Source organism: Pseudomonas sp. xss_2 (assembly GCF_043104195.1).
GTDB lineage: Bacteria > Pseudomonadota > Gammaproteobacteria > Pseudomonadales > Pseudomonadaceae > Aquipseudomonas > Aquipseudomonas urmiensis.
In genome coordinates this window covers 44,550-69,804 of the sequence record NZ_JBICKL010000044.1, presented here as the reverse complement: position 1 = coordinate 69,804, position 25,255 = coordinate 44,550, and the positions used below count along the sequence as shown (strand labels likewise).

At 62.3% G+C, this 25,255-nt stretch carries 23 protein-coding genes; 5 read left to right on the top strand and 18 right to left on the bottom strand.

Features of this window, described 5'->3' with window-relative positions:
- Window positions 1–95: 95 nt before the first annotated feature.
- The 5 genes from purT to ACF8K2_RS07575 all read right to left on the bottom strand — a co-directional run bounded on the left by purT (window position 96) and on the right by ACF8K2_RS07575 (window position 3,357).
- A complete protein-coding gene (purT, locus tag ACF8K2_RS07595; protein ID WP_392464160.1) occupies window positions 96–1,277 on the bottom strand; it encodes a formate-dependent phosphoribosylglycinamide formyltransferase in 1,182 nt (393 codons plus the stop codon).
- Window positions 1,278–1,373: 96 nt separating this feature from the next.
- Entirely contained in the window at window positions 1,374–1,841 is a 468-nt protein-coding gene (locus ACF8K2_RS07590; RefSeq protein WP_186556376.1) for a VUT family protein, read from the bottom strand.
- A 149-nt stretch (window positions 1,842–1,990) separates the two neighbouring features.
- Entirely contained in the window at window positions 1,991–2,188 is a 198-nt protein-coding gene (locus tag ACF8K2_RS07585; RefSeq protein WP_186556377.1) for a DUF1289 domain-containing protein, read from the bottom strand.
- Window position 2,189: 1 nt separating this feature from the next.
- Window positions 2,190–2,714: a gamma carbonic anhydrase family protein gene (locus tag ACF8K2_RS07580; RefSeq protein ID WP_186556378.1), complete on the bottom strand. Its 525-nt coding sequence runs from the start codon at window positions 2,712–2,714 to the stop codon at window positions 2,190–2,192.
- Between the two features lie 43 nt (window positions 2,715–2,757).
- Entirely contained in the window at window positions 2,758–3,357 is a 600-nt protein-coding gene (locus tag ACF8K2_RS07575) for a CoA pyrophosphatase (RefSeq protein WP_186556379.1), read from the bottom strand.
- Between the two features lie 134 nt (window positions 3,358–3,491).
- Between ACF8K2_RS07575 and ACF8K2_RS07570 the strand changes: the two genes are divergently transcribed.
- The 4 genes from ACF8K2_RS07570 to ACF8K2_RS07555 all read left to right on the top strand — a co-directional run bounded on the left by ACF8K2_RS07570 (window position 3,492) and on the right by ACF8K2_RS07555 (window position 11,222).
- The gene (locus ACF8K2_RS07570) at window positions 3,492–4,043 is read left to right on the top strand and encodes an NUDIX hydrolase (protein WP_392464158.1); all 552 of its coding nucleotides are present in this window, start codon (window positions 3,492–3,494) and stop codon (window positions 4,041–4,043) included.
- Between the two features lie 23 nt (window positions 4,044–4,066).
- On the top strand, window positions 4,067–4,615 hold the full coding sequence (locus ACF8K2_RS07565; RefSeq protein ID WP_392464157.1) for a murein L,D-transpeptidase family protein: 549 nt from the start codon (window positions 4,067–4,069) through the stop codon (window positions 4,613–4,615).
- Between the two features lie 429 nt (window positions 4,616–5,044).
- Entirely contained in the window at window positions 5,045–6,724 is a 1,680-nt protein-coding gene (locus tag ACF8K2_RS07560) for a ShlB/FhaC/HecB family hemolysin secretion/activation protein (RefSeq protein WP_392464155.1), read from the top strand.
- Between the two features lie 37 nt (window positions 6,725–6,761).
- The gene (locus tag ACF8K2_RS07555; RefSeq protein ID WP_392464154.1) at window positions 6,762–11,222 is read left to right on the top strand and encodes a hemagglutinin repeat-containing protein; all 4,461 of its coding nucleotides are present in this window, start codon (window positions 6,762–6,764) and stop codon (window positions 11,220–11,222) included.
- 61 nt (window positions 11,223–11,283) lie between these two features.
- On the opposite strand, the gene ACF8K2_RS07550 is transcribed toward ACF8K2_RS07555, so the two are convergent.
- From ACF8K2_RS07550 to ACF8K2_RS07495, 12 genes are read right to left on the bottom strand one after another with little or no spacing between them, the layout of a single operon-like run.
- Window positions 11,284–11,937, bottom strand: coding sequence for a hypothetical protein (locus ACF8K2_RS07550; protein ID WP_312151827.1), 654 nt, complete (start codon window positions 11,935–11,937; stop codon window positions 11,284–11,286).
- Window positions 11,934–12,320 carry a type II secretion system protein GspM gene (gspM, locus tag ACF8K2_RS07545; protein WP_392464153.1) on the bottom strand — a complete coding sequence of 129 codons (387 nt, stop codon included), beginning with the start codon at window positions 12,318–12,320 and terminating at the stop codon, window positions 11,934–11,936. The genes ACF8K2_RS07550 and gspM overlap by 4 nt, the downstream gene beginning before the upstream one ends.
- The gene (locus ACF8K2_RS07540; RefSeq protein ID WP_392464151.1) at window positions 12,320–13,414 is read right to left on the bottom strand and encodes a GspL/Epsl periplasmic domain-containing protein; all 1,095 of its coding nucleotides are present in this window, start codon (window positions 13,412–13,414) and stop codon (window positions 12,320–12,322) included. Before ACF8K2_RS07540 ends, gspM begins: the two co-directional genes overlap by 1 nt.
- Before the next feature lie 11 nt (window positions 13,415–13,425).
- Window positions 13,426–14,016: a type II secretion system protein gene (locus ACF8K2_RS07535; RefSeq protein ID WP_186556387.1), complete on the bottom strand. Its 591-nt coding sequence runs from the start codon at window positions 14,014–14,016 to the stop codon at window positions 13,426–13,428.
- Window positions 14,013–14,381 carry a type II secretion system protein GspI gene (locus tag ACF8K2_RS07530; RefSeq protein ID WP_186556388.1) on the bottom strand — a complete coding sequence of 123 codons (369 nt, stop codon included), beginning with the start codon at window positions 14,379–14,381 and terminating at the stop codon, window positions 14,013–14,015. The genes ACF8K2_RS07535 and ACF8K2_RS07530 overlap by 4 nt, the downstream gene beginning before the upstream one ends.
- A complete protein-coding gene (gene gspH, locus ACF8K2_RS07525; RefSeq protein ID WP_186556389.1) occupies window positions 14,378–14,815 on the bottom strand; it encodes a type II secretion system minor pseudopilin GspH in 438 nt (145 codons plus the stop codon). The genes ACF8K2_RS07530 and gspH overlap by 4 nt, the downstream gene beginning before the upstream one ends.
- Before the next feature lie 3 nt (window positions 14,816–14,818).
- Window positions 14,819–15,253, bottom strand: coding sequence for a type II secretion system major pseudopilin GspG (gene gspG / locus ACF8K2_RS07520; protein ID WP_186556390.1), 435 nt, complete (start codon window positions 15,251–15,253; stop codon window positions 14,819–14,821).
- Window positions 15,254–15,267: 14 nt separating this feature from the next.
- Entirely contained in the window at window positions 15,268–16,470 is a 1,203-nt protein-coding gene (gene gspF, locus ACF8K2_RS07515; RefSeq protein WP_392464146.1) for a type II secretion system inner membrane protein GspF, read from the bottom strand.
- A 3-nt stretch (window positions 16,471–16,473) separates the two neighbouring features.
- Window positions 16,474–17,922: a GspE/PulE family protein gene (locus ACF8K2_RS07510; protein WP_392464143.1), complete on the bottom strand. Its 1,449-nt coding sequence runs from the start codon at window positions 17,920–17,922 to the stop codon at window positions 16,474–16,476.
- Window positions 17,922–19,856: a type II secretion system secretin GspD gene (gene gspD, locus ACF8K2_RS07505; protein ID WP_392464177.1), complete on the bottom strand. Its 1,935-nt coding sequence runs from the start codon at window positions 19,854–19,856 to the stop codon at window positions 17,922–17,924. Before gspD ends, ACF8K2_RS07510 begins: the two co-directional genes overlap by 1 nt.
- 21 nt (window positions 19,857–19,877) lie before the next feature.
- Window positions 19,878–20,303 carry a pilus assembly protein PilZ gene (locus tag ACF8K2_RS07500; RefSeq protein ID WP_392464141.1) on the bottom strand — a complete coding sequence of 142 codons (426 nt, stop codon included), beginning with the start codon at window positions 20,301–20,303 and terminating at the stop codon, window positions 19,878–19,880.
- A complete protein-coding gene (locus tag ACF8K2_RS07495; RefSeq protein WP_392464140.1) occupies window positions 20,300–21,940 on the bottom strand; it encodes a lipoprotein UxpA in 1,641 nt (546 codons plus the stop codon). Before ACF8K2_RS07495 ends, ACF8K2_RS07500 begins: the two co-directional genes overlap by 4 nt.
- Window positions 21,941–22,163: 223 nt before the next feature.
- Here ACF8K2_RS07495 and ACF8K2_RS07490 point away from each other — a divergent pair, with 223 nt between their 5' ends.
- Window positions 22,164–24,215, top strand: a complete 2,052-nt coding sequence (locus ACF8K2_RS07490) for a PhoX family protein (protein WP_392464139.1) — start codon at window positions 22,164–22,166, stop codon at window positions 24,213–24,215.
- A 42-nt stretch (window positions 24,216–24,257) separates the two neighbouring features.
- On the opposite strand, the gene gspK is transcribed toward ACF8K2_RS07490, so the two are convergent.
- Window positions 24,258–25,223 carry a type II secretion system minor pseudopilin GspK gene (gene gspK, locus ACF8K2_RS07485; protein WP_392464137.1) on the bottom strand — a complete coding sequence of 322 codons (966 nt, stop codon included), beginning with the start codon at window positions 25,221–25,223 and terminating at the stop codon, window positions 24,258–24,260.
- Between the last annotated feature and the right edge of the window lie 32 nt (window positions 25,224–25,255).

Sequence of the window (25,255 nt, the reverse complement as noted above, 5' to 3'; positions counted from 1 at the left end):
GTATGAGGCAGGCAACACCGAGGCTGGCGACGCTGCTCTGCTCCCACGCAGCCATATGAGGATTGCGTGGGAGCGGGCTTGCCCCGCGATTGACGTTAGAACTCGACTTTGACCGCCTGCGAAGCACGGGTCGCCTTGGCCCGCGCCGCTTCGATCGACTCATCGCGCGCCAGGCACACGCCCATGCGCCGTTGGCCGTTGATCTCGGGCTTGCCGAACAGGCGAATGGCGGTGTCCGGCTCGCTCAAGGCAGCACCGAGGTTGGCGAAGCTGGTCTGCTGCGACTGGCCTTGCGGCAAAATCACCGCCGAAGCCGATGGGCCGAACTGGCGCACCAGCGGAATCGGCAAGCCGAGAATCGCCCGCGCATGCAGGGCGAACTGCGACAGGTCTTGCGAGATCAGGGTCACCAGGCCGGTGTCATGCGGACGCGGCGAGACTTCGCTGAACCACACCTGATCGCCCTTGACGAACAGCTCCACGCCGAACAGACCCCGCCCGCCCAGGGCATCAGTAACCGCCTTGGCCACCCGCTGCGATTCGGCCAGCGCCTTGGCGCTCATCGCCTGAGGCTGCCACGACTCTTGGTAGTCGCCCTTCTCCTGACGATGGCCAACCGGCTCAAGGAAGGTAGTGCCGCCCACATGGCGCACGGTAAGCAGGGTGATTTCGTATTCGAAATCGATAAAGCCTTCAACGATCACCCGGCCCTTGCCAGCACGACCGCCTTCTTGTGCGTAGTCCCAGGATTTCTGCAGGTCAGCGTCGCTGCGCAGCAGGCTCTGGCCCTTGCCCGAAGAACTCATCACCGGCTTGACCACGCAGGGGTAGCCGACATCGGTGACAGCCTTGGCGTAGTCCTCGAAGGTGTCGGCGAAGTGGTAGGGCGAGGTCGGCAAATCGAGCTCTTCAGCGGCCAGGCGACGGATGCCTTCGCGGTTCATGGTCAGCTGGGTAGCGCGGGCGGTAGGCACCACGTTGAAGCCTTCGTTCTCAAGCTCGACCAGGGTGGCGGTGGCGATGGCTTCGATTTCAGGGACGATGTAATGCGGCTTCTCAGCCTCGATCACCGCACGCAGGGCAACGCCGTCGAGCATGTTGATGACGTGGCTGCGATGGGCAACCTGCATGGCTGGGGCATTGGCGTAACGGTCCACGGCGATCACTTCGACGCCCAGGCGCTGCAGTTCGATCACCACCTCTTTACCCAGTTCGCCGCAGCCGCACAGCAGTACTCGGGTCGCGGTGGGCGACAATGGGGTTCCGATACGGGTCATTTCAGGTCCTCGAAGGCGTCCGGGGCTGCGTCAGGCTGTGCGCTGCCCGCTGAAAAAGGACCGATATTCTACATCAGGTTGCGGGCGCGCCGCAGGTCAGCCTGCCAAGGCGTTTTTCCGCGCTCGCCAGGTCATCGCCAGCCACACCGCCGTTACCCCAGCAAACTTCGACGCCAGCGCGGTACCAGCGACCGCGGGTGTCAGCGCGCCGATCATGCCGAAGAAAATGAAGGTATCGACGGGAATGCTCAGCGCCGAACTCAGCCACAGGCGATCGCGCAGCGGCCGACGGGTGATGCTGAACACCAGCCAATCGATCAATTCGGAGACGAAGAAGGCGGTAGCGCTGGCCAGGGCGATGGCCGGTTCCGAGGTGATGTAGGACAGCAACAAGGCCGCCAGCATGGCCAGCAGCGCGCCGTGACCATAGCGGGTCTGCACCATGTCGCGCAGGATGAACACCAGCCCGCCCCAGGCAGACCAGATCACGTCCAAGTGCGGGGCGCTGGAAAAGGCGTAGTTGATCAGCACTACGCTGCTGATATAGGCGATCAGATAGAACATGGCTGGCAATCGTCGGACAAGCCGCACAGATTACTTGATTTTCGAGTCAGCGCCAGCCTCTTCGCGGGTAAATCCGCTCCTACAGGCTCAGCGTAAATCCTGTAGAAGCGGGCTTGTCCCGCGAAGAGGCCGTACGGCCACCGGTAAATTCAAAGGCCGAGGATCATCCCCGCCGCCACCGCCCGCTCATGGCACAGCTTGAGCACCTGGCGACGTTCAGCGTTATCCATCCGCCCCCAACGGGTAATCTCCGCCACGCTGCGCTGGCAACCGGTGCAAATGTCCTGCTCATCCAGCGCACAGATACTGACGCAGGGCGAAGCCACGGGGCGTTCGGCGTCACTCATCTCAATCCTCCTGCGGGGCCAGGTCGCGTGCATAACGTTCGGCGTTGTGCACGTAGTGAGCAGCGCTGGCTTCCAGCATACGCTTCTGCGCATCGGTCAGCTCACGCACCACTTTGCCGGGCGAGCCCATCACCAGCGAGCCGTCAGGAATTTCCTTGCCCTCAGGGATCAGCGCATTGGCGCCGATGATGCAGTGCTTGCCAATCTTCGCGCCATTGAGGATCACCGCGTTGATACCGATCAGGCTGTAGTCGCCCACGGTGCAGCCATGCAGCATGGCGTTGTGACCAATGGTCACGCCCTTGCCAAGGGTCAGCGGCGAACCCATGTCGGTGTGCATCACCGTGCCGTCCTGGACATTGCTGTCCTCGCCGATGTCGATCAGCTCGTTGTCACCGCGCAGCACCGCACCGAACCAGACGCTGGCGCGCGCTTGCAGGCGAACCTTGCCGATCAGCGTGGCAGTGGGCGCAGCCCAGCTGCTGGGATGGGTCTCTACCCGCATGTCACCCAAGCGGTATTTCATGGATAGCTCCTCACGGTCTGGCGAGTGGCGGGGTCGACCCCGCTCAGTTCTGGATGAAACGCTCTGGTGGCTTGTGCAAGCTGATGCCGGCATCGAACAGCAGGTTGACCAGCTCGACGATCATGATCGCCGACAACCCCCAGATCTTGTACTCGCCATAGCGATAACTAGGCACGTACCAGCTGCGCCCTTGATAATCGATCCGGTGGGTGTGGTCACGCGGGTCCTGGCGGAAAAATTCCAGCGGAACGGTGAATACTGCCGCGATCTCGGCATCATTGGCGTGGTATTCGACGTAATCGGGGATCAAACCGACGAATGGCGTCACCTTCAGGCCATGCAGGGAAATCAGCGGACTGAGCGGGCCGATCACCTCGACCAGGCCTGGCGGCAAGCCGATTTCTTCCTGCGCCTCGCGCAGGGCGGTGAAGATCAGGTCAGGGTCTTCCGGATCGCGCCGCCCCCCCGGAAAAGCCACTTCCCCACCATGGGTGGAAAGCCCCTGGGCGCGCAGCGTCAGTACCAGTTCGGGCTCTTCGCTGCGGGTGATGGGCAAGAGTACCGCCGCCTCGGGAAAACGGCGATCCGCCTCCAGTGACGCGGGGATATGGTTGCTCATTCGGCGAAGAAGCTCGTCCAGCATTACGCACTCTCGATTCCAAAGCCTGGCCTGCATGATGCACCAAAAGCCCCAAGGCACCCAAGCCCTGCCAGGGGGCGGCTTGCGGCCCATGCCCCAGGCGCGCCAAGATAGGCTGATCTTAAGGGAAGCAAAGCATGAATTTCTGCAGCGCGTGCGGCCAACCGGTCATTCAACGGATACCCGAAGGCGATAGCCGCTTGCGCTACGTCTGCGAGCATTGCCAGACCATCCATTACCAGAACCCGAATATCGTCGCCGGTGTGCTGCCCATATGGGGGAGCAAGGTGCTGTTGTGCCGTCGGGCGATCGAGCCGCGCCGGGGTTTCTGGACCCTACCGGCCGGTTTTATGGAAAACGGCGAGACCACCGACGCTGCCGCTCGTCGCGAAACGGTCGAGGAAGCCTGCGCTCGGGTCGGGGAAATGAGCCTGTATCAGCTGTTCGATTTGCCGCACATCAACCAGGTGCACCTGTTCTTCCGCGCCCAACTGGCGGATCTGGACTTCGCCGTGGGGGTAGAGAGCCTGGAAGTGCGCTTGTTTGAGGAGGAGGAAATCCCTTGGGGGGAGCTGGCTTTTCGGACAGTCACTCGCACACTAGAATGCTACTATCGCGACCGCATCAGGCAGCACTTCCCCATAGGCCATGAATACCTGCCGCCGATGAACGTCTCGTCGTCCACTTAAATCGTTTGCAGGGATACCGTTTCATGCGTTGGTTGCTCGCCCTCTTCTGCCTCAGCGTTGTATCGGTGTCCCAGGCGGCCTTCACCGAGACGATCATTCGCAAACCCCAGACGCAGGTGCAAACCCAGGCGCCTGCGCAGGAACACCCGCTGATCGACAAAGTACTGGTGATCAAGTCCGAACGTCGCCTACAGCTAATCAGCCGTGGCGAGCCGCTCAAGACTTACCGCATTTCGCTGGGCAAGCAGCCCAAGGGCGCCAAGGAGCGCGAAGGCGACAAGCGCACCCCCGAAGGCTTCTACTGGCTGGACTGGCGCAAGGTCAGCGACCGCTTCAACCTGGCCATGCACATCTCTTACCCGAATATCAGCGATGCCGCCAAGGCACGCCGTGAAGGTGTCGCTGCCGGCAGCATGATCATGATCCACGGCACGCCGATCAACGAAGACTATCCGGAGTGGTATTTCCATACCCTGGATTGGACCGAGGGCTGCATCGCAATGCGTAATGACGACATGCGCGAAGTGTGGAGCATGGTCAAGGATGGCACCATGATCGAGATTCGTCCTTAAGCTGCGCTATTTATTCTTACTCGCACCCCGACCAATGAGACTTTGGTTCAGCTGCTCCCGCAATGGGAGCAGTGGCTAAGCAGTTATTTTGCGGCTGCGCGTATTAAATATGTACTGACCACTTCTAACCAGAAATAAATCCTACAAACCAAGCATTGGGCCCCAGCTAGGGGACTTAACAAAGCTTGCTCGAAACTCGTCGTAGATCCCCCGCAGTCATTAGACATAATTGGACAACTAGGCAGGCTGCCCACTTAATGCGGCGTTAATTTCACTTACCTCCGCTCTCATCTCTCCAACTTTCCCACACGCCAACATCCGCTACCCCACGTGGCGGATGTCATATAACCACATTCAAACAAATGTCTTGATCCTTAGAATTCACGCAAATGGATTCCTTTTTTCTTACATCATTTGCGAGGTTCTTCAATGTCATCCTGGGTGCACCCTATTGCCCGCAGCTTACTTGCCTGCGGCGCGATTACGCTGCTGACGATTGCCCCTACCCAGGCCGACCCTGCCAGCCAGCAACTACGAGACCAGCAGCAAGCTCAGCGTCAACGCGAACAGCTGCAGCAACTCGAGCGTTTGCAACGCCTGCAACCGATCACTTCGCATGATGACAGGAGCGCTTTCACCGACACCTCAGACAACTGCTGGTCGATTACCGGTGTGCGCCTGACCGGTAATCAAAAACTTCCAACCCACCAGTTGCAGCCAACCGTACAAGCGTTGTCGCAGCCTTGCATGGGCATCGCCAGCATCAACCAGCTGCTCAAGGGCCTGACCCAGCAGTATGTAGAGGCAGGCTACCCGACCAGCCGGCCATACCTTGCTCGCCCTCCTAAGCATGAGCAACCGCTGGATATAGTCATCATCGAAGGATTCGTCGAATCGATCGAGCTGACTGACGGCGAGCTGCCGCTATCACTCCAAGGCGCCTTTCCCGGCCTGCTGGGCAAACCACTGCATCTTCCGGATATCGAGCAAGGGTTGGACCAGCTCAATCGATTGCGTGCCTACGATCTAGGTATCGAGCTACTCCCCGGCGAACTGCAGGGTGGAACCCGGGTAGTGGTGCAACCTCGCCAAGTCACTTCACCCTGGCACTTGGACACACGCCTGGACAATCGTGGCAGCGAGCTGGTCGGCCGCCACCGCCTGAACCTGGGGCTTGGCCTGGACAGTCCACTGGGAATGAACGGCGACCTGCGCTTGTCGATGGCTTCGACCGTATTCAATGCGCCCGGTCAGAGCCGCGGGCTCAACCTCTACTACAGCCTTCCCTACGGGCCCTGGACTTTTACCCTCAACGCCAGCCGGATGAGCTATCGCGCACCGGTACCAGAAAGCCACATCGTCAGCAACGGCAAGAGCCGTTTCCTTGGCCTTGGCGCCGAACGGCTGCTGTGGCGTAACCAGCGCGGCATACTCAGCGCCACCGCCCGAGTAGATCGCAAGCAACTGATCACCCGCTCCGATAGCACCGTAATTAGCTTGCAGAGCCCGACCCTGGCCACGCTGGAGGCGGGGCTCAATCTGCTCTGGATCGACCGTGGCCTGTGGAATGCTTACTTGGGCGTGAGCCAGGGAATGGCCTGGTTTGGCGCCGATCGCCCCTTGCCACAAGCGCAGACGCCGCGACCTGATTTCCTCAAGTACCGCGTCAACCTGTTGCATCTGCGCCAGGGACCTGGGCATTGGCCTTGGCGCTGGCAAAGCGAGCTGACCGGACAATACAGCGCCGATGTCTTGCCAGCGGTCGAGCAATTCCAACTCAGTGATGACTCTGCCGTACGCGGGTTCCGCCAGCACACCGCCTCCGGTGCCAGCGCTGCGGTCTGGCGCAATACCCTCAGTCAACCACTTGACCTTGCCTGGACCCACTCAGTGCAGGTGCGCCCCACCGTGGGGCTTGACCTGGGCTGGACCCGCTTCGCGCGCGCCAGCGCTTCGCAACGCTTGGCCGGTGCTGCAGCAGGGGTCGAACTCAGCCTGCCGCAAAGCCGCCTGCGCCTCGATTACCAGCGCGCCCTGTATGCCAGTGACAAGCCCGCAAAGGGCCTGGAGCGCGGCTACTGGGTGCTGGACTGGACCCTGACCATCTGATTTCCCCCTACCACCACTGAAAAAAGTGATCCTGTCTATGCCCCCCTCCTCCCCCCATCGCCTGTCCGCCAAGCCAGATACCCTGCGCTGGACGATCTTCCTCGCCCTGCTAGGCACGGCCAGCGTGCACGCCCAAGGCGGCCTGCAACCGAAGTTAGATTTGGGCAGTTCGCCCATCATCAACCATAAGCATGGCGTGCCTGTGATCAACATCGTCGCCCCCGATGCCAATGGTCTGTCGCACAACAAATTCATCGACTACAACGTTGGCAAGCAAGGCGTCGTGCTGAACAACGCCTTGCAGGAGGGTGGATCGCAACTGGCAGGCATCCTGACTGCCAACCCTCAGTTTCAAGGCCAAGCCGCTTCGACCATTCTCAACGAAGTCGTTAGCCGCAACGCTTCGCTGATCGAAGGCACTCAGGAAATCTTCGGTCAGCGAGCTAACTACATTCTCGCCAACCCCAATGGCATCACACTCAACGGCGGCCGATTCATCAACACACCTAAGGCGGCCTTCGTAGTCGGGAAGCCCGGATTCCAAAACGAGCAGTTGCAAACCTTCGAGACGCTAAACGCCGACGGCAGACTGACTGTTAAGGGCGATGGTCAGACTAATACCGAAGGTGCCCTGTACCTGATCGCACCACGCCTGGACAGCACCGGTCTACTCGCAGCGAAAGACAGTCTCAACATCACCTTGGGCCGTAACCTCATCAGCAAACGGGAGGGCAAGATCATCAGGCACGAGTCCGGCAGCCTATCGGACATTGATGCCAACCTACTCGGCGCAATGTATGCGGGCCGAATCCAGATCCGCAGCACCGCCGAGGGTGCAGGCGTGCGCATGGGGCCGATCAGGGTTGAAGCCGACCACGACATCCTTATTGATTCAGCAGGTGACTTAGAGGTCTTCGGCGACCCGATATCCTCCAGCACGCTTAAAGCCAAACAAGGTGGGTTACGACTCAAAGCCGCTGGAGACCTGACACTACGCGCGGTTGATGGCTCTGCCCAGCGGATCGCTGTTACCGCTGGAAAAAAGCTGAAGCTTGATACTGAGACCGATAAAAAAGAAGACCGTCACAACGACCAGGTGCAAAAGCGCTTTACCACCGTTTACCGACCACGCGGCACCCAGTTGCACAGCAGCGGTGACATCAGCCTGCAATCGCATGGCGATATGGAACTGCAAGCCGCCACCGTTCAAGCGCAGGAGGGTCTGCGCCTGGAGAGTAAAGGCAACATAGATGTCAGCGCAGCTATCGAAGAAACCAATACCAGACGCTACCAACGCGAAAACAGCGACAAATCTTGGCGTGATGCTACTTACACCTCTGACACCCAGCAAAAAGCACATGCCAGTACATTGAGCGCCAACCACTTGGAGATCAAAGCAGCCAACGCCCTGGACATCAAGAGCAGCAACCTCGAAAGTGCAGGCCACCTGCAACTTGAGGCCAGAGATATTAATCTGGCTGGTCAAAGGCTTGAGGACGACGTTCAACGTTGGGCGACCTCTGACCGCCATGTATCCAAAGCCCCAGCCAATAAACACCAGCGACCATGGCGCTATTCCGGTACTAACGTGACGGCGGCAACCCTCGCCGCCCAGGGCGAGCGGATCACTATCCGCGGCAGTGAAGTGACCAGTAAGGGCGATGCACAGCTCCATAGCACCAAGGGCTCACTGACAGTGGCGGCAGGTTCTTCTGGTGAAAGCACAATTACCTCTGACCACAAGGTGTTAGGCCTCGCGTTGAGCCATGCCGTCCATCAACGGCCGCAACTCAGTAATATCAAATCTGGCGCTAACTTGGACCTCTCCAGCACTGACGATTTGAAGATTCTGGGGGCGCGTATCGAGGCGGCAGGGCACATGAATGTAAAGGCCACTAAAGCCCTGGTAATCGATAGCGCACTTGAACGCAACGACTTTTCAACCCTGAGCGCTCTGCACACATTTGATTTTGGTACCCGCGAAACCCAGCCCGCGCAAGATGGCAAGCCCGGTTCTCACCAATGGGAGTTCTATGGCGGCTATCGCGCACCTGTGACGATTAAAGAAAGTGTTCAATATAAACAGCACGCCAGTGAACTTGCAGCAGCTTCGCTGAGCCTTCGCAGCGACACTCACCTACGGGCCCGGGGTGCCAAACTCAATGCCCGGGCGGGTGATCTCAACCTGCAAGGCAACAAGATTAGCCTGACCGCCGTTGACGATACACTATCGTTTTCCAGTCGTTTAGATGAGCTCGGCGAGGGCGTGGCGCTCAGCGTTGGTGTCGAGCGAGTCGGCTTCGGGCTGGAAGTACTGCAAAGCACCGAAACCTCAAAAAGCGAAAACAGCAAGGTGCAGCGCAGTGAACTGCTAGCTACAGGCAATGTGGCGATCAATAGCGACAATGATCTGCTCAATGAAGCCAGTCGTATCGACGCCGGCAAGCACCTCAAGATTCACGCTGGCAACATCGTGAATCGCGCGGCATCGAACGAACTTAAACTTGCGGCAGACAGCAATCATTGGCGTGCCAGCCTCGGTGCCAGCCTGGAATATCACGGCCTGACCAAACCCATTGTGGAGATAGTGGAAAGCAAGCAAGCTGACCGCTTTCAGCAAGATTCGATCGTCGATGCGTTCACTCCACCAAGCGTTGGCATTGACGTAACTTTTCGCTACAAAGATCGCCAGGAGAACTGGAGCAAAGAGTACGCACAGGTCAATGAATTGTCCGGCGCATCAGTCGAGGTCAAGGCCGCTGTCATTGATGACCAAGGTACCACCTGGCAAGCGCGCACCGGCCTATTGGAGATCAATGCGAAGCAGCACAACATGCTGGCCGCGCACGATACCAGCGTGCACACCGTGCATAACCTTAGCGCAGATATCGATACTCGCGTTGACACCACCACAGGTAAGGATGTCGGGGTACGCCTCAACGGTAAGGGCGGCACGCTTGATACAGTTGAAAACACCAGCAAGGCGGTGGTGGGCAGCCTTCAAGGTCGAGGTATAAATATCAGGCTTAGCGGTGATGGCGTTTATCAAGGCAGCCAAATCAATGCAGCTACGGGTGGGGTACATATTCTCAGCGGTGGCTCGTTGTCGGTGCTTCAAGCAAGCAGCCTGAGAAGCAAGGAATCAGGCTCGCTCAATGCGAAGGCTCGACTCAAAGTCAGCAGTAAGCCGGGCGAAAAGGGTGCGGAATTTCGCGGTTACTTCGATACGGCTGACAGCTCAAGTTCAAAGTCCGTGGCTAAGGTGGCATCGATCAAGGCAGACGGTGAGGTACTCCTGAACAGCGCTGGCGATCTACTGCTTGAAGGAACACGGATTGGTAGTGAGGCCGCCAAGGTCGGCGACATCAATTTGCACAGTGGCGGGAACTTGCAGATCAGCTCAGCCCGTAACACGCATAAGGCGCAAAGCAACAGGCTAGATGGCGGTCTGGAAGTGTCTGCCAAACAAGGTGACACCAAAGGTGGGGGTATTGGCGGCCACCTGGGATATGGCAGTGTCGACGAAGATGACATCGAGGCTGTAGATAGCCATTTACACAGCAACGGCCAGTTGACGCTCTCCAGTCGTGCTGACAACGAGCGAGCCCTACATCTACAGGGTGTGCAGGCATCAGCCGGGCTCATCCAGTTACAGGCATGGAATGGCGGCGCGCTGATTGAATCCTCGGCAAACCAGACAAAGCACAACAACCTCGATATCACCGGAGGTGTAGGCGGTCTAAATCAGCAGGGCAAAACCGCTACCGAAGGCCTATGGCTGCGCGGCAAACTCGACCTGGACCTGCGCGATAACCAGACGTGGAACGCCAGCACATTTACAGCGCGAACCATTGCTTTGAATAGCAAAGGCGATACCCGGCTGCAAGGTACCAGCCTTAAGGCCGATCATATCCAAGGCACTATCGGCGGCGACCTGCAAGTTGAAAGCCGCAAGGATAACGTCGACACCTGGATTGCGGATGTCGATGTACGAGCGAGCCACGAGAAAAACCCGCAGGGCTGGGCCAATACAGTCGGTTCGATTGCCGGGCCGTGGGGCCAGGAAGCCAAGCAGCAGCTTAAATTCTTGACCAAGCACAAGCCCGAGAACTACTTGGCACCCGACATCTATGTAATGCGTGAGAAGCGTGACAATGTCGCCCATCAAGCAGGGCTTGAAGGTGCTGAGGGGATCGATCTGAAGGTCGGTGGCGCTATCAATCTGGTGGGTGCCCGCTTGGCGTCAGCTCATGGCGATGTCGCGCATAGCGCAGAAAAGGTGACCACTGAGACCTTGACCGGCAATAACTACCGGGTGGACGGGGGCATCAAGTTCTCCACTTCATTAGTCGAGGAGGCACTGGCCCTGGTGAAGCAATCCAATGAAAAAAGTACTGCGGGCAATCCAAGCGGGTTCAATCTGTACGGGCTCGCTCAGGGCAGTTACCTGAACCACGATCAGGAATTGGTATCGAGCATTCAAGGACAAGCCAAGTGACTATTGCCGCCAGTTTCTTCACGGCAATGCACCGCGCCGTCGCTGATAGTCGATAGCCTGACTACCAGCCAACCTTGCGCTGCCCTACCCTCTCGGTTGGTCCCAACCATTGCAGGGCGCGCAAGATTGGCGTCAGGGCAGCATCGTTTTGTAGCTTAAAGTCGACCTTGGCGCGCCGTGCCGACAGGTCGGCATCCAGCTCCAACTGATGCTGTCCTGGCTGATTCAATTGTCCGAACAGATGCCAGCCGCTGCTGCAGTCCATCTGCATTGATCCACGCCCAAGGCCAAGCGACCACGGCTCGACCAGCGCCAGATCCTCGATAGATATTTGCCCATCAGCCCCGCTGCAGCGTGCGCCCGCCCCCCGCATGCGCAACGTACCTTGCCATTGCCCCGCCAATCGGTAACCGGTCGCCACCCTGGCCTGGCCAGACAACGCTTGCAGTTCTGCCTGCCAATTCCATGGCCACCCCGACAATCGTGCTTGCCAGCCCTGCCCCTGAAACCCCAGGTGCACTTGCGTTTGCAAGGGCCACGCAGTGATTTCCCAGCGCAATGGCCCCACCGGCCCCCACTGCACCGCCTGGCCGCGCCAGAGGCTGCCGCTGACCCCACTGATCGCCAGCCCTTGAGTGAGCCAACGGGCCGGCAGTTCGGCCAGCAGCGTGACGCTGAAAACCAGTAACAGCCATACAGCCCCATGCCACCTCACGGCTGCACCTGCACAGCGAAACGTAGCCCTTGGTCCCCCTGCTCCAACGCCCATTGCAGTGGCTGAGCGCCCTCCGCCTGCAATGCCAGCAACCACTGCTGCAAGGTTTTTTCATCGCTCACCTGACCGCGCAACTGCCAACCCCCTTCATTGGAGTCGATCTCCTGCAGGCTGATCTGCCGCGCCTGGGCTGACTGGCGCAAGCGATCAAGCCCCATTGGCGGAGCATCGCGCAGGCTCGCCGCCGACTCGGCCAACGCCTGCCACTGGGCCAGTTCACGCCACTGCGCCAGCCCTTCGCGCACCGCCAGCGACAGCACCAGCATTGCGATCAGCGCCCATGCAAAGGGCATGCGGTAGTGCTGCAACAGCTCACGATTCATCACACCGCTCCCAGATCGAAGACCACGCGCCACTGCGCCGCCTGCCCAGCATTGCTCACCTCGACTTGGGCACCAGCCTGATTGGCCATGTCCTGCCAGGCAGGTGCAGTGCCCTCGCCGTCCAAGTGCACATGCCAACGCTGCCCATCGAAGCGCACCGCTTGCAAACGCCAACCAGGGTGCTGCTCCAGCCACGCCTGCAATTGCCCTTGCAGCCCATCGAGCTTGCGCAGGCGCAACTGCCGTTCATTCGCAGCGTCTCGCAAGCGTTTGAGCGCCACGCTCGCCTGACGCAACGAGGCCTGCTCGCCCGTTACTGCCAGTACCTGCTGGCGATAGAGCTGGGCCTGGCGCCATTGCTGGCTCAGCCACAAGCCCGCCCAGGCCGTAGCCAGAATCAGGCAAGCCGCCACCAAGCGCAGCTGCCCGCGCGGCAGGCTCAAGCGCGCACGGACGCGGCGCTGTTCGACCAGGCTGGGCAGGCTGTCCAGCGCTACCAATTGCGCCGGCCAACGCCCCTCGATGCAATCGATTCGCAGCGTTGCCCAGGGCACCGCCGGGGGATCGCCGAGCCCCCGCGGCCACGACAGCCAATGCTCGCGACCATCACTGGCAACACCTTTGTATAAATCCTCATGCTCATGCGGCCATCTCCAGCCAGCCCCGGGGGCCGAGGCCGGTAACAGCTGCAGTTGTGCCCAGCAGCGTTCAATCGAAAGCCCCCAGTCGGCGCACTGTTTGCGCCAGCCATCGAGCTGCGCACGCTCCACCAGCGCCAGGCGCAACTGTCCAGGCAGGCGTTCGATACAGGCAAACAGCAGCTGATCGCTGGCTTGCAGCAGCCGGTCTTCCAGCAGCAACGGCCACTCGTCACGCTTGAGCCCCGGGGGGGCTGGCAGTTGGAAATGGCTGCACAGCTGGCCAGGAATGATCAGCGCCACCCGTGCATCGAGATCATTGGGCGGCTCGCCCTGCCCTTCTCGGCTCGGCACGCCGCGCTCAACCAATAGCCAGTCCCACGGCTGCGCGGCAGCACCCGGTCGCAGCAACAGCCACGCCCGGCGAGGGCCACGGCGACGCCACTTAAGTTTCATCCGGCCTCCGTTCATGACAGCCCATGTGGCAATGCAAAGGTGCAGACATAAGGTGCTCCATCACGCTGCAATTGCACGCGCACGCCACGACCGGGGTGCGCGGGTTGATCCGAGGGCCAGGCCAGCCAGCGGCCACCCTGGTGGTAAAGCACCTGCCATGCGCTGACCCGCTCCAACCGCTCGCGGACCACCCAGTGCGGCTCACCTGCGGCGTACAGGTCCGCCGAGGTTTCCAGCAGCAGGCGCTGCTCACGTGGATCAAAGCGCAGGCGCTGGCGTTGCAGGCGCGAGCCGCCCTCGGCTTGCGGCCAGGCCGCGACAGCCACCCACAGCAGCTGGTTGTTCTGCGCCTGCCAGTCGAGCCAGCGCGTGGCCAACGGCAAGCGCTGCTCGTAGACCCGGCGCAGCACCGGGCTATCGAAACGCCGCTCCAGGGCCAGGCAGAACTCCAGCACACCGGCATTGGCGGCGGGTGACGCGAGCCGCTCGCGCACCTTCAGCCAGCCGTTGACCAAGGCCGCAAGCATGATGCCGAGCACTGCGGTCAAGGCCAGCGCAACCATCAGTTCGATCAAGGTCAGGCCTGCTTGCTGACGCTTCATGGGCGCTCCAGAAATACGCTGTACTGGCCTAGCGGCAGGCGCTGATCGCGGTCGGCGAACAGCTGCAGATCACCTCGGCGCAGGTCGCGCACGCCGGTCCTGCGCAATTGCAGTTGCCAATGGCAGGCTTGGCCGCCTTGATTCAGCACACCGCTGTTGTGGTTGGCGGCTGGCCAATACTGCTCGACGGCAAAGCGTGCTTGCAGCTCGCGGGCACAGAGCAGGCCCAGCCGGTGCTGTTGGACGCTGTCCTGTACCGCCAGCCGTTGGCGCAAAACCTGGCTGGCGATCACCGCCAGCACGGCGGCGATCGCCAGGGCCACAGTCACTTCCAACAAGGTAAAGCCACGCTGGCCACGTTTCATGGCGACGAAGCCGTGCGCAGTTGTCCGGCGCGATCCCACTGCCAGCGCTGGCTGCCCTGCGGCCACTGCCACAGCACGGCACCAGGGCGTGCCCAGCCCTCGGGGGTGAAGATCAACTGCGGCGTGCGACTGGCTGGCCAATCGGGGCGCAGGCCCTTGGGCCAGTCGCCCAGGCGCGCTGGCTCCAGCACCCAGCCCTCCTTCTCGCGCCGAACCAACTCCGGGCGCTGGCCATTCCAGCGCAGCCCACGCAGTTGCCCGGCATGCCGAGCCAGCGCGCCCTGCTCGCGAACGTGCCCGGCCAGTCGATCCAGGGCCTGCTCGACGCTGCTGTTGCCACTGTCGAGCCAGGCCACACTCAGGCCCGTCATCAAGCCAGCGATGGCCAGCACCACCAACAGCTCGATCAGGCTGAAGCCACGCTGGCCGCTCACCCTTCACAGCTCCCAGTTGCCCAGGTCGGCATCGAGCTCTTCGCCACCCGGCACGCCGTCGGCGCCCAGCGAGTAGACATCGACCCGACCATGTTCACCGGGCATGCGGTACTGGTATGGCGTACCCCACGGGTCCTCTGGCAGACGGCGAATGTAGCCATCGCTGCGCCAGGCACGCGGCAGCGGCTCCTGGGTAGGTTTGTTCACCAGTGCGGCCAGGCCTTGCTCGCTGCTGGGAAAACGCAGGTTGTCCAGCCGATACATATCCAGCGCCTGCTCCAGGGTGGCAAGGTCGGCCAAGACCTTCTGGCGCATGGCCTTGTCCTGGTTGCCCAGCACACTGGGCGCGACCACGGCGATCAGCAGGCCGATGATGAAGATCACCACCATGATTTCCATCAGGGTGAAGCCCCGCTGGCGGGTACGTCGATGTCGCATGTTGGTGCTCCTTGTCATAGTTGCAGGCCTTGGTTCAGTTGCATGATCGGCAGCAGCACGGCCAGGACGATGAACAGCACCACGGCGCCCATCACCAGGATCATCAGCGGCTCGAACAGCGCCATGGCGGTGTCCACCTGGCGGGCGAAACCGCGCTCCTGGTCATCGGCCACCCGTTCGAGCATGTCAGCCAACGTGCCGCTGGCCTCGCCACTGCCGACCATGTTCACCAGCAGCGGTGGAAATTGTTGGCTGGCATCCAGCGCCCGGTGCAGGCTGGTGCCGCCCTGGACTTGCTGGCGCACCTGCTCCATAGCCAGGCGAATGCGTCGGTTACCGACGGTTTCGGTGGCCACCTGCAACGCTTCGAGCAGGGCCACGCCACTGCTGCAGAGGATCGCCAGGCTGCGCGCCAGGCGGGCGCTTTCCAGCACCTGCAACAGCCCGCCAACACGCGGCAGGCGCAGCAGTAGCTCGTCGCGGCGCAGGCACCAGTGCGGTTTGCGCAGCAACCAGCTGCCGAGCAGTGCCAGCAAGAGTGCTGCGCACAACAGCCACGGCCCGGCACTGACCAGGCCCTGGCTGATGCCAATCAATACTGAAGTGACCCAGGGCAAGCTCTGCCCGGAATGGGCGAACTGCTCAGTGAGCTTGGGCACCACGAAGGTCATCAGGCCGACCACCACCGCCAGCGACACGCCCATCAACACGCTGGGGTAGATCAAGGCGGTGCGTGCCTTGTGTTGCTGGCGCTGCACTTGCTCAAGATGATCGGCCAGGCGCGTCAGCACCTGGGCCAAACGCCCCGAGCGCTCGCCCGCTTCGACCAACGCGCAATACAGGCCGGTGAATGGCGCGCCTTGCCGGGCGAGGCTGCGCGCCAGGCCCAAGCCCTCGGCCAGCGCGCCGCGTACCGACACCAACACGGCCTGCAGGGCGGGTTGGCGCAGCTGCCGCTCAAGGGTGGCTAGAGCATCGACCAGGGCAATACCGGCGCCGGTGAGGGTCGCCAATTGGCGAGTCAATTCGCACAACTGCGCGCGATTTAATCGCTGGCGACGCGGTTGCGCCGCGGCGCTGCCCTGGCGCTTGAGCTGCCGGGCGAACAGCCCCTGCTCACGCAACAACTGCCGCGCATGACGCTCGCTGTCGGCCTGCAGCGTAGCGCTGTGGCTTTTGCCGGCCAGATCGACTGCCTGATAGCGATAGGTCGGCATAGGCTAGCCCTGTACCACACGCAGCACTTCGGCAAGGCTGGTCTGGCCTTGGCGCAGGCAATCGCTGGCCATGCTCACCAGGCTTTGGCGGCGCTCGGCAAGATAGCCCTGCATGGCCAGTTCGCTGGCGCCGTCATAGAGCAGCGCGACCAGGCCTGGGTCCAGTGCGATGAATTCATACAGGCCCAATCGCCCGTTGTAGCCACTGCCTTGGCAGTCGTCGCAGCCGACCGCATGAAACGTGCCGCCCAGCGATCCCAACTCTGGCCATAGCTTGCGTTCAGCCGCCTGCAACGGCTGCTCTACAGCACAATGACACAGCCGCCGCACCAGGCGCTGGGCCAGCACGCCGCGCAGGCACGAGGCGATCAAGAACGGCTCGATGCCCATGTCACGCAAGCGCGTCACCGCGCCCACAGCGCTGTTGGTGTGCAGGGTCGACAGCACCAGGTGCCCGGTGAGGCTGGCCTGCACGGCGATCTGCGCGGTTTCCTGATCGCGGATCTCGCCGAGCATGATCACGTCCGGGTCCTGGCGCAGAATCGCCCGTAGCCCGCTGGCGAAGGTCAGGCCGGCACGGGGGTTGATTGCGGTCTGGCCAATGCCGGCGATGGCGTACTCCACCGGGTCTTCAACGGTGAGGATATTGCGGCTGCCATCGTTGAGGCTGTTGAGGCTGGCGTAGAGCGTGGTGGTCTTGCCCGAACCGGTGGGACCAGTGCTCAGGACAATACCGTTGGGCCTGGCCAGGCAGCTGCGCAAACCCTCCAGCACAGAGTCAGGCATGCCTAGGTTATCCAGCGCCAAGAGGCTGGCCTGCTTGTCCAGCACCCGCATCACCACCCGTTCGCCATGGATCCCGGGCAAGGTCGACACCCGCACATCCACTTCCCGGCCGGCGGCGCGCAAGGTGATTCGGCCATCCTGCGGCTGACGCTTCTCGGCGATGTCCAGGCGCGCCATGACCTTGATCCGCGACACCAGCATCGCCGACAGCGCCCGCGGTGGGCGCAGCACTTCGCGCAGGTGACCATCGACACGCAGGCGCACCACCAGGCTCTGCTCGAAGGTCTCGATATGAATGTCGGAAGCGCGCAGGCGCAGGGCCTGGCCGAACAGGCCGTTGATCAGGCGAATCACGGGCGCTTCGTCGTCGCTTTCGAGCAAGTCCTCGATACGTGGCATTTCGCTCATCAGGCTGTCCAGGTCGACCTGCTCGCCGATGCCTTCGATCAGCGCCGCGGTGCTGGCACTACCCGCTTCGTAAAGTTGGCCCAGCCGGGCATCGAAGGCTGCTGTATCCAGGTACTCAAGGCTCGCTGGCTGACCATGGACGCGCAGCAGTTCCTGCAACTGATCGCTGTCGGCGTCTGGCCGCAGCCACAGCTGCCAGCCCTCGGCAAGCGGCGCCATCGCCAGGCCAGTCTGGCGCGCCAGACGATAAGGCAGCATCACCAATCGCCCCCTTCCAGGCGCGCCCGGCTGGCTGGGAACACCTTGAGCAGCGGCGTGCCCTCGGCCAGCTCCGGCAATTGCAACGACGTGGTCTGTTGCAGGGTGCGGTATTTGTCCTGGCTCAGCCCGGCCAGGCTCGGCCCATCACGCAGGATGCGCGGGCGAATGAACACCATCAGGTTCTGCTTGGTGTTCTTGCTCGCGTCGGAACGGAACAACCGACCCAGCCCTGGGATGTCGCCCAAAAACGGCACGCGCTGGTTGCTGGTGCTGAGTTCGTCGCTGATCAAGCCGCCGAGGATCACCAGGCCGTTATCCTCGACCATGACCTTGGTCTTGATCTCGCGTTTGTTGGTGATGACATCGCTGGCGCTGGTGGTGTCGGCAATCGACGAGACTTCCTGGACGATATCCAGGCGCACGCTGTTGTCGATGTTCACCTGCGGCTTGATGCGCAGCTTGACCCCGACCTCCTTGCGCTCGATGGTCTGGTAGGGGTTGGCGTTGTTCTGGGTGACCGAGCCTGTGACGAAGGGTACTTCCTGGCCAACCAGGATCGACGCCTCGGCGTTGTCCAGGGTCAGCAGGGTCGGCGTCGACAGCAGGTTGAAGCCGCTCTTGCCCTTGAGCGCATTGATCAGCATGGCGAAGTTGAAGCCACCCCCGAAGTGGCCGATGCCTGCGGTGACACCGGTGGTGGTCGACAGCAAATCGCCCAAGGCTTCGTTGTCGCCGCTGGCGGCAGCCCCAGCGATGCTGGCGATGTTCACGCCATTGCTGCCGAAGTTGACGATACCGGCACCGAACTTCTCGTCGGCGAACAACCATTGCACGCCCAGCTCCTGGGCCTGGCTGTCGGAGACCTCGGCGATGATCGCCTCGACCACCACTTGCGCGCGACGGATGTCGAGCTGCTCGACGATGCTGCGATAGGCCGCCAGTTCGCTGTCCGGGCCAACCATGACCACGGCATTGGTGCCTTCTTCGTACTCCAGGCGAATGCCAGAATCGCTGGCCATCGCCACCGGGCGGTCCTTGCCCTCGGCGTCGCCTTCGGCCGGCACGCTGCCTTCCTGGCTGAGGCCGCGCAGCACCTTGACCACTTCGCTGGCGTTGGCGTGACGTAGGTAGATCACTTGGGTGTTGCTGTTGTGCTGAGTGTCGCTGGGGCGGTCGAGCTGGGCCAGCAAGGCCCTTACCCGCTCGCGGCTGTCGGCGCTGCCACGCACCAGCAACGCATTACTGCGCGGATCAGCCACCACCTGGGCAGTGTCGCCGGCCTGCTGGTTGGCCAGCAAGCGGGTGACCAGCTGGGCGGTGTCGGCGGCGCTGGCATGCTGCAGCTTCATCACCTGCAGCGGCTCGTCACTGACCTGATCGAGCTGGCGCAACAGGCTGTCTATGCGCTCAAGGTTGCTGCGCCAGTCGGTAACCACCAACAGGTTGGCTGCCGGATAGGGAGTGATCACGCCCACACGCGGGTCGATCAGCGGCTTGAGGATACCCAGCATTTGTTCGCTGGCGGCATTGCGTACGTTGAACACGCGGGTGGCAACCCCGTCGCTGCCCTCGGCTTTCTTGCCACCGCCCTCGACCGGCACCGGTTCCAGGCGTGCAGCCTGGTCGGGGACGATCTTCACGCTGCCATTGGGCAAGTCGACCGCGGCGTAGCCCTGGGCGCGCAGCTGGGCGAGGAAGATGTCGTAGATGGCCTCGGCGTCATGCCGATCGACCGTACGCACCGTGACCTTGCCCTTGACCCGTGGATCGACGATGAAGGTGGTGCCGGTGATGCGCGAGACGCTGTCGATGAACTCGCCCAAGTCGGTGTCGACGAAGTTCACCTCATAGATCGGCGCGCCGCTGTCGTCGAATGTTTCCGGCTCTTCGGCCCAGGCCAATGACAGGCTCAGGCTGAGCACTCCGGCCACGCAGTATCTTGCAAACATCGCTCATCCTTGCCGCTTGAAGCCGGTCACGGCAGGCCGTGGCGGCCAGGGCAGGCGCTCGCGCCGCCCCTGGTTGTTGAAAATCAGGCCATCGGCGTCGATGTCCTGCAGGACGATGCCGGGTGCCAGGCGTTGGCCACGCACCAGGCTGCGGGTCTGCTGGCCATAGCGCAGCACCACCACGGTCGCCGAAAGCGGCTTGGCCTTGAGCCCGCCGAGGTACTGCAGCGGCAGGCGAGTCAGCGGAATCAGGCCGTCGTCGGCAGGCGCCTGCCAATGGCCGACCAGCAAGCCGGGCAAGGGCAGCTCAGCGAGCGCAGGCGCGCGGGCAGGCTGCGGCGAGCGGCTGAGCTGCAGCACGCATTGGCCAGCCAGCCAACCGACCAGGGTCAGCAGCGCTACGCCGAGTAACCGACTGGGTGTGCTCAAGAGAGCAACTGCCGAGGATGCCAACCCGGATGGCCCTGCACGTAGCGCACCTGCGGCAGTTGCAGCGCTGCCAGTTGCCAATTGCCCGACTGGCGCGCCAGCCAGGCTTCAACGCGCTGCCACAGTGGCTCACCGGCCTGCGGGTCGAATTGAAAACCAAAGGTGCGGCACAGCCCCTGCACCGGTTCGAGGCCGGCGATGCGTTTGCCTTGCGGGCTATAACTGACCTGCCAGGCCTGGCTTTGCCAGCGCGGTAAGTCCTGGCTGTTGTCCAGCAGCAGCGGATCGCCGAACAGCTGCTCGGCGGCGTTCTCCAGTACTTGCTCGACCTGTCGGGCAGGCGCCTCGACCACTGGCGCGGGGTAGCCGCCCGTTAGGCTGATCAGGTGTTCGCGAGTGATCGAATCACCCGCGGCCAAAGGGTAGTCGTAACGCAGTCCCGGCAGCAGCACTGGCATGTTGCTGTCGTCAGCCAGGGCCTGGTGCAGCAAACGGTCCCAGCTACCGCCACGGGTATCGCGCCGCCATAGTGCTTGCGGAGCGCGGGCCAAAGGTTGGTCGAGCCAGGCAGCGTGGCCAGCACGTTGTTGGCGCAGCACACTGCGCAGTTGGCTGGCGCGGGCCTGAGCGGCCGGCGTCAGGTGATGTTCGAAGGCGGCAAAGTAGCGCGCCTGGAAATGCCACTGGCCGGCCACTTGCTGACAGCGCAGGCGGAACGCGCCGCTGCCACGGCAGCCGGCGAACAGCACTGGAACCCGACGACCGCTCGCTTGGCTCACCTCGACCGGCGCTGGCCACAAGTCCTGGCCGCGCGCGCACAGCAGCACGTCGACTTCATTGAGGCGTTCGGCCAACCACAGCCCTGGCCCGGTGCCGACATCGGCCAGCGCCACCACCAGGTCAGCTTCGCGGCGCGCCTGCTGGAAGATTGGCTGCAGCGATTGGTACCACTGTTTGAGCGAAGCTTTCTGATCCTGGGCGTAGGGGTCGGTGACACCCACCACGGCAATTCGCGCACCGCCCCGTTCGAAAATCCGCAGGGGCTCGATGCCAAGCGACGTGGCCTGATCGCTGGCCAGTCCAGCCCCCAGGGTAATAGAGGAAGACTGGCGATAAAGTCCGGCGCAGCGTTGCGGCCAGAGCACTCGTTCATCGCTGCTGACGCGCACTTCACTGGCGAGCAGTTGGCTGCCTTGCACGCCGCTCTCGCCTTGAGTCAGGTAGGCCAAGCCGCTGCCATTCCAGCCCTGACCATTTTCCAAGGTCAGGCAATTACTGGCTCCAGCTTCGCTGCGCAATTGCTCAAGCAACGCGGCCAACACCGCATAGCCACCCAATTGCGCACTGCCTGCCTGACTGGCATCGAGCAAGGGCGCAAGCTCGGGGTAGGCGGCGGTGGCGCTGCTGCCAGTCATCCACGGCGCCCGCCCCAGATGGCTCACCGGCCCAAGTCGAGTAGCGGGCACCACGGGCATACCAGGCTGGCGGGCATCGAGGGTGTCGGCGACATAGAGTAGATCGACCGCCGCACTGCCACCACGCTGGCCGGGGAGCGCAGAGCAGGCGCCGAGCAGCGGCGCCAGTGCACCGACACCCATCCAGCTGAGTACTTCGCGTCTGCCCACACTACTAGCCATCAGGCCCGCATCCTTTCCGAGTTCACTTTGGGACCCGGATATTGCGGCGCTCACATGACAGTTTAATGGCAGATATCCGACAGCAATCGCGGATTGTTCTTTCAAGACGTGCTGCTAAGAACTGCTAGTTTTAAGCGGACCTTAATATTTCTGCCAAGGAATCATCACACTTGCGCACTAAAGTCGCGGTTTCTTTCAACTCAGCCACTATAAGGACACCCTGATGAGTCGAGACACCGGCGACAACCTAGACCGCAACCTAAGCGGCAACCTGCCAATGGCCAGCGTCATGGACGCCTACCTGAGCCGTCGTACCGTGATGCGCGGCAGCCTTGGCGCCGCGATCGCGATGATCGCCGGGACCGGCCTGACCGGCTGCTTCGACGGCGGTGGCGGTTCGGATGACGACGATTCGGCTCCAACCAATCCAGAAACGCCGAAACTCAAGCTGGGCTTCAACTCCATCGCAGGCTCGCGGACCGACGCCTGCGTGGTCGCCGCCGGCTACAGCGCCTACGTCCTGGCGCCGTGGGGCACGCCGCTGAACAGCAATGGCAACCCGTGGAAATCCGACGGCAGCAACAGCTCGACCGACCAGGCCAACGCCATGGGCATGCACCACGACGGCATGCACTTCTTCCCTATCAACGGCAGCTCCGATGACGGCTTGCTGGCGATCAACTTCGAGTACATCGACGCCCAAGCCTTGCATCCGGCAGGGCCGACCACCGATGGCAGCGGCAAGCGCCCGGTCGAAGAAGTGCGCAAGGAAATCAACGCCCACGGCGCCGGCGTGGTTCGCCTGAGCAAGGTCAACGGCCGCTGGCAGGTGGTCGACAACGACCCGCTCAATCGCCGCTTCACCACCGTTTCGCTGATGGACATCGCCGGCCCCCTGCGCGGCACCGACCACGTCAAGACCAAGTTCTCCCCGGCCGGCACCCAGTGCCGCGGCACCAACAACAACTGCGGCAATGGCTACACGCCGTGGGGCACCTACCTGACCTGCGAGGAAAACTGGCCGGGCATCTTCGTCAATAAAGGCACCCGTCCAGCCGACCAGTCGCGTATCGGCGTGGGCACTTCCAGCGGCCAGTACAAGTGGGAAACCTGCGCAGGTGACCCAAGCGAGGTGGACGACGAGTTCGCCCGCTTCGACGTTACCCCGACCGGCGCCAGCGCCACCGACGACTTCCGTAACGAAGCCAGCACCTACGGCTACATCGTCGAGATCGATCCGTACAACGCCAGCACCCTGGCGGTCAAACGCACCGCCCTGGGTCGCTTCCGCCACGAGGGCTGCTGCCCGGGCCTGCCGGTGGCGGGCAAGCCGCTGGTCTGGTACACCGGTGACGACTCCAACAACGAGTACCTGTACAAGTTCGTCTCCGATGCCGTGTGGGACCCAGCAGACGCCACTCCAGCCGACCGCCTGGCCACCGGCGCCAAGTACATGGACCAAGGCAAGCTGTATGTCGCCCGCTTCAATGCCGACGGCAGCGGTAACTGGCTGCTGCTCGACGTCGCCACCGCTACCACCGCGGGCAGCACCCTCGGTGCGTTGTACGGCGACCTGCCGGGGATCATCTTGCACACCCGTGGCGCCGCCGATGCCGTCGGTGCCACGCCGATGGACCGCCCCGAGTGGACTGCCGTCAACCCACTCAACGGCGACGTCTACCTGACCCTGACCAACAACAGCTCGCGTACCCCGGAAAAAGTCGATGCGGCCAACCCACGTGGGCCGAACCGCCATGGCCACATCATTCGCTGGCACGACAGCGATGATCACACCAGCTTCAACTGGGACATCTTCGTATTCGGCGCCAACGCCGCCGGCACTGCCGACATCAACCGCTCAGGCCTGACCGAACTGAACCAGTTCGCCAGCCCCGACGGCATGAGCTTCGATAGCCGTGGGGTGTTGTGGTTCGAGACCGACAACGGTGAGTCGACCTTGACCAGCTACACCAACGACCAACTGCTGGCGGTGATTCCGACGGATCTGGTGGATGCTGCCGGCAAGCAGATTCCGGTCAACGCGCAGAACCAGGTGGACCTGCGGCGCTTCTTCGTCGGCCCCAATGGCTGCGAGGTCACCGGGATAGCCTTTGCCCCGGACAACAAGTCGATGTTCGTCAACATCCAGCACCCGGAAAACTGGCCGTTCAACGATGTGGCGACCGACGCAGCGCCGGCCGGAACTACCGTGCGACCACGGGCTTCGACGGTGGTGATTCAGCGTAATGATGGCGGCGAGATCGGCACCGCCTGATGGATTTTCGGGGGCCGCTCTGCGGCCCTCGAATACTTGCTATCACCATGGCAAAGGCTCACGGCTGCGCACTCGCACCTGCTGCGCCGGTACCCGTGCGTGCCACTGCACCACCCCCAACGCCTCCACCTGAAACTGACTGCGCAACTTCAGCCCCTCCTCCTCGAACGACAGCTGCAACAGGTAATGCCCACTGTTGAGCAGCAACCCCTCGCTCAAGCGCTCGAACGTTTCGTCATCCACTGCCCCCAACGCCTGGCGCAACGCCGCCGCATCCACATACCCCGCCGCTGGACGCCCCGTGACGATGCGGCTCAGCAACGAGCGCGAATAACGCCCCTCATACAACGCCTCCAGCAGGGGCAGGTGTTCCAGGCCAAGTGCGTTGGCATTGAGCCGCCAGCCACTGGTCTGCGCCAGTGCACAGAGCATCGGGTAACGGCCTTGGCGCTGCGCGTCGGGGGCCAGCAATAGATTCAGCTCGCTGCTGTCGACCATCGGCTGGTTAGCCGCCAGGCGCGCGGGTTGCTGACGTAGATACTGGGCACTCTCCGCACCTTGCAGGCGTGCGTCACTGTCAGCATCGATCCAGTCAGCCAGCGCGTGCACCAGGCGCTCGGCGGCCATGTCATCGCCCAGCAGCAGACGCAACTGACGCTCAGCCCGCTCGCCGTCCTCGCCCAACAGCGCATTGACGTTGAAGCAGGTGTGCTGATCACGCACGCGCAGCTGCGCCTTGCCTGCGCCAAAATCATAGTCCAGCGGCTGACCGCGCAAGGCTTGCCAGAACAACGGGCTGGCCCGCCAGGCAGGATCGCGCAGCGCCTGTTCGGCATAGGCCAGCCCGGCCTGCTCCATGGCCCGCGCTTGCACCCGCTGCTGTAACAGGCGCACTTCATCCACCTGCCGACGCCCGCCCTCCACCAGCCAGGTCAGGCCCGCAGCGATCATCGCCAGCGCAACCATCACCATCAACAACGCAGCACCTTGCTGGTGTTTGCCACCCATCCTCGCCCTCCTTTTTCCAACCGGCAAAGAGG

Excerpts from the sequence above, each read along its gene's own strand:
- purT (WP_392464160.1), bottom strand. The coding sequence starts at position 1,277 with ATGACCCGTATCGGAACCCCATTGTCGCCCACCGCGACCCGAGTACTG.
- ACF8K2_RS07590 (WP_186556376.1), bottom strand. The coding sequence starts at position 1,841 with ATGTTCTATCTGATCGCCTATATCAGCAGCGTAGTGCTGATCAACTAC.
- ACF8K2_RS07585 (WP_186556377.1), bottom strand. The coding sequence starts at position 2,188 with ATGAGTGACGCCGAACGCCCCGTGGCTTCGCCCTGCGTCAGTATCTGT.
- ACF8K2_RS07580 (WP_186556378.1), bottom strand. The coding sequence starts at position 2,714 with ATGAAATACCGCTTGGGTGACATGCGGGTAGAGACCCATCCCAGCAGC.
- ACF8K2_RS07575 (WP_186556379.1), bottom strand. The coding sequence starts at position 3,357 with ATGCTGGACGAGCTTCTTCGCCGAATGAGCAACCATATCCCCGCGTCA.
- ACF8K2_RS07570 (WP_392464158.1), top strand. The coding sequence starts at position 3,492 with ATGAATTTCTGCAGCGCGTGCGGCCAACCGGTCATTCAACGGATACCC.
- ACF8K2_RS07565 (WP_392464157.1), top strand. The coding sequence starts at position 4,067 with ATGCGTTGGTTGCTCGCCCTCTTCTGCCTCAGCGTTGTATCGGTGTCC.
- ACF8K2_RS07560 (WP_392464155.1), top strand. The coding sequence starts at position 5,045 with ATGTCATCCTGGGTGCACCCTATTGCCCGCAGCTTACTTGCCTGCGGC.
- ACF8K2_RS07555 (WP_392464154.1), top strand. The coding sequence starts at position 6,762 with ATGCCCCCCTCCTCCCCCCATCGCCTGTCCGCCAAGCCAGATACCCTG.
- gspM (WP_392464153.1), bottom strand. The coding sequence starts at position 12,320 with ATGAATCGTGAGCTGTTGCAGCACTACCGCATGCCCTTTGCATGGGCG.
- ACF8K2_RS07540 (WP_392464151.1), bottom strand. The coding sequence starts at position 13,414 with ATGAAACTTAAGTGGCGTCGCCGTGGCCCTCGCCGGGCGTGGCTGTTG.
- ACF8K2_RS07535 (WP_186556387.1), bottom strand. The coding sequence starts at position 14,016 with ATGAAGCGTCAGCAAGCAGGCCTGACCTTGATCGAACTGATGGTTGCG.
- ACF8K2_RS07530 (WP_186556388.1), bottom strand. The coding sequence starts at position 14,381 with ATGAAACGTGGCCAGCGTGGCTTTACCTTGTTGGAAGTGACTGTGGCC.
- gspG (WP_186556390.1), bottom strand. The coding sequence starts at position 15,253 with ATGCGACATCGACGTACCCGCCAGCGGGGCTTCACCCTGATGGAAATC.
- gspF (WP_392464146.1), bottom strand. The coding sequence starts at position 16,470 with ATGCCGACCTATCGCTATCAGGCAGTCGATCTGGCCGGCAAAAGCCAC.
- ACF8K2_RS07510 (WP_392464143.1), bottom strand. The coding sequence starts at position 17,922 with ATGCTGCCTTATCGTCTGGCGCGCCAGACTGGCCTGGCGATGGCGCCG.
- ACF8K2_RS07495 (WP_392464140.1), bottom strand. The coding sequence starts at position 21,940 with ATGGCTAGTAGTGTGGGCAGACGCGAAGTACTCAGCTGGATGGGTGTC.
- ACF8K2_RS07490 (WP_392464139.1), top strand. The coding sequence starts at position 22,164 with ATGAGTCGAGACACCGGCGACAACCTAGACCGCAACCTAAGCGGCAAC.
- gspK (WP_392464137.1), bottom strand. The coding sequence starts at position 25,223 with ATGGGTGGCAAACACCAGCAAGGTGCTGCGTTGTTGATGGTGATGGTT.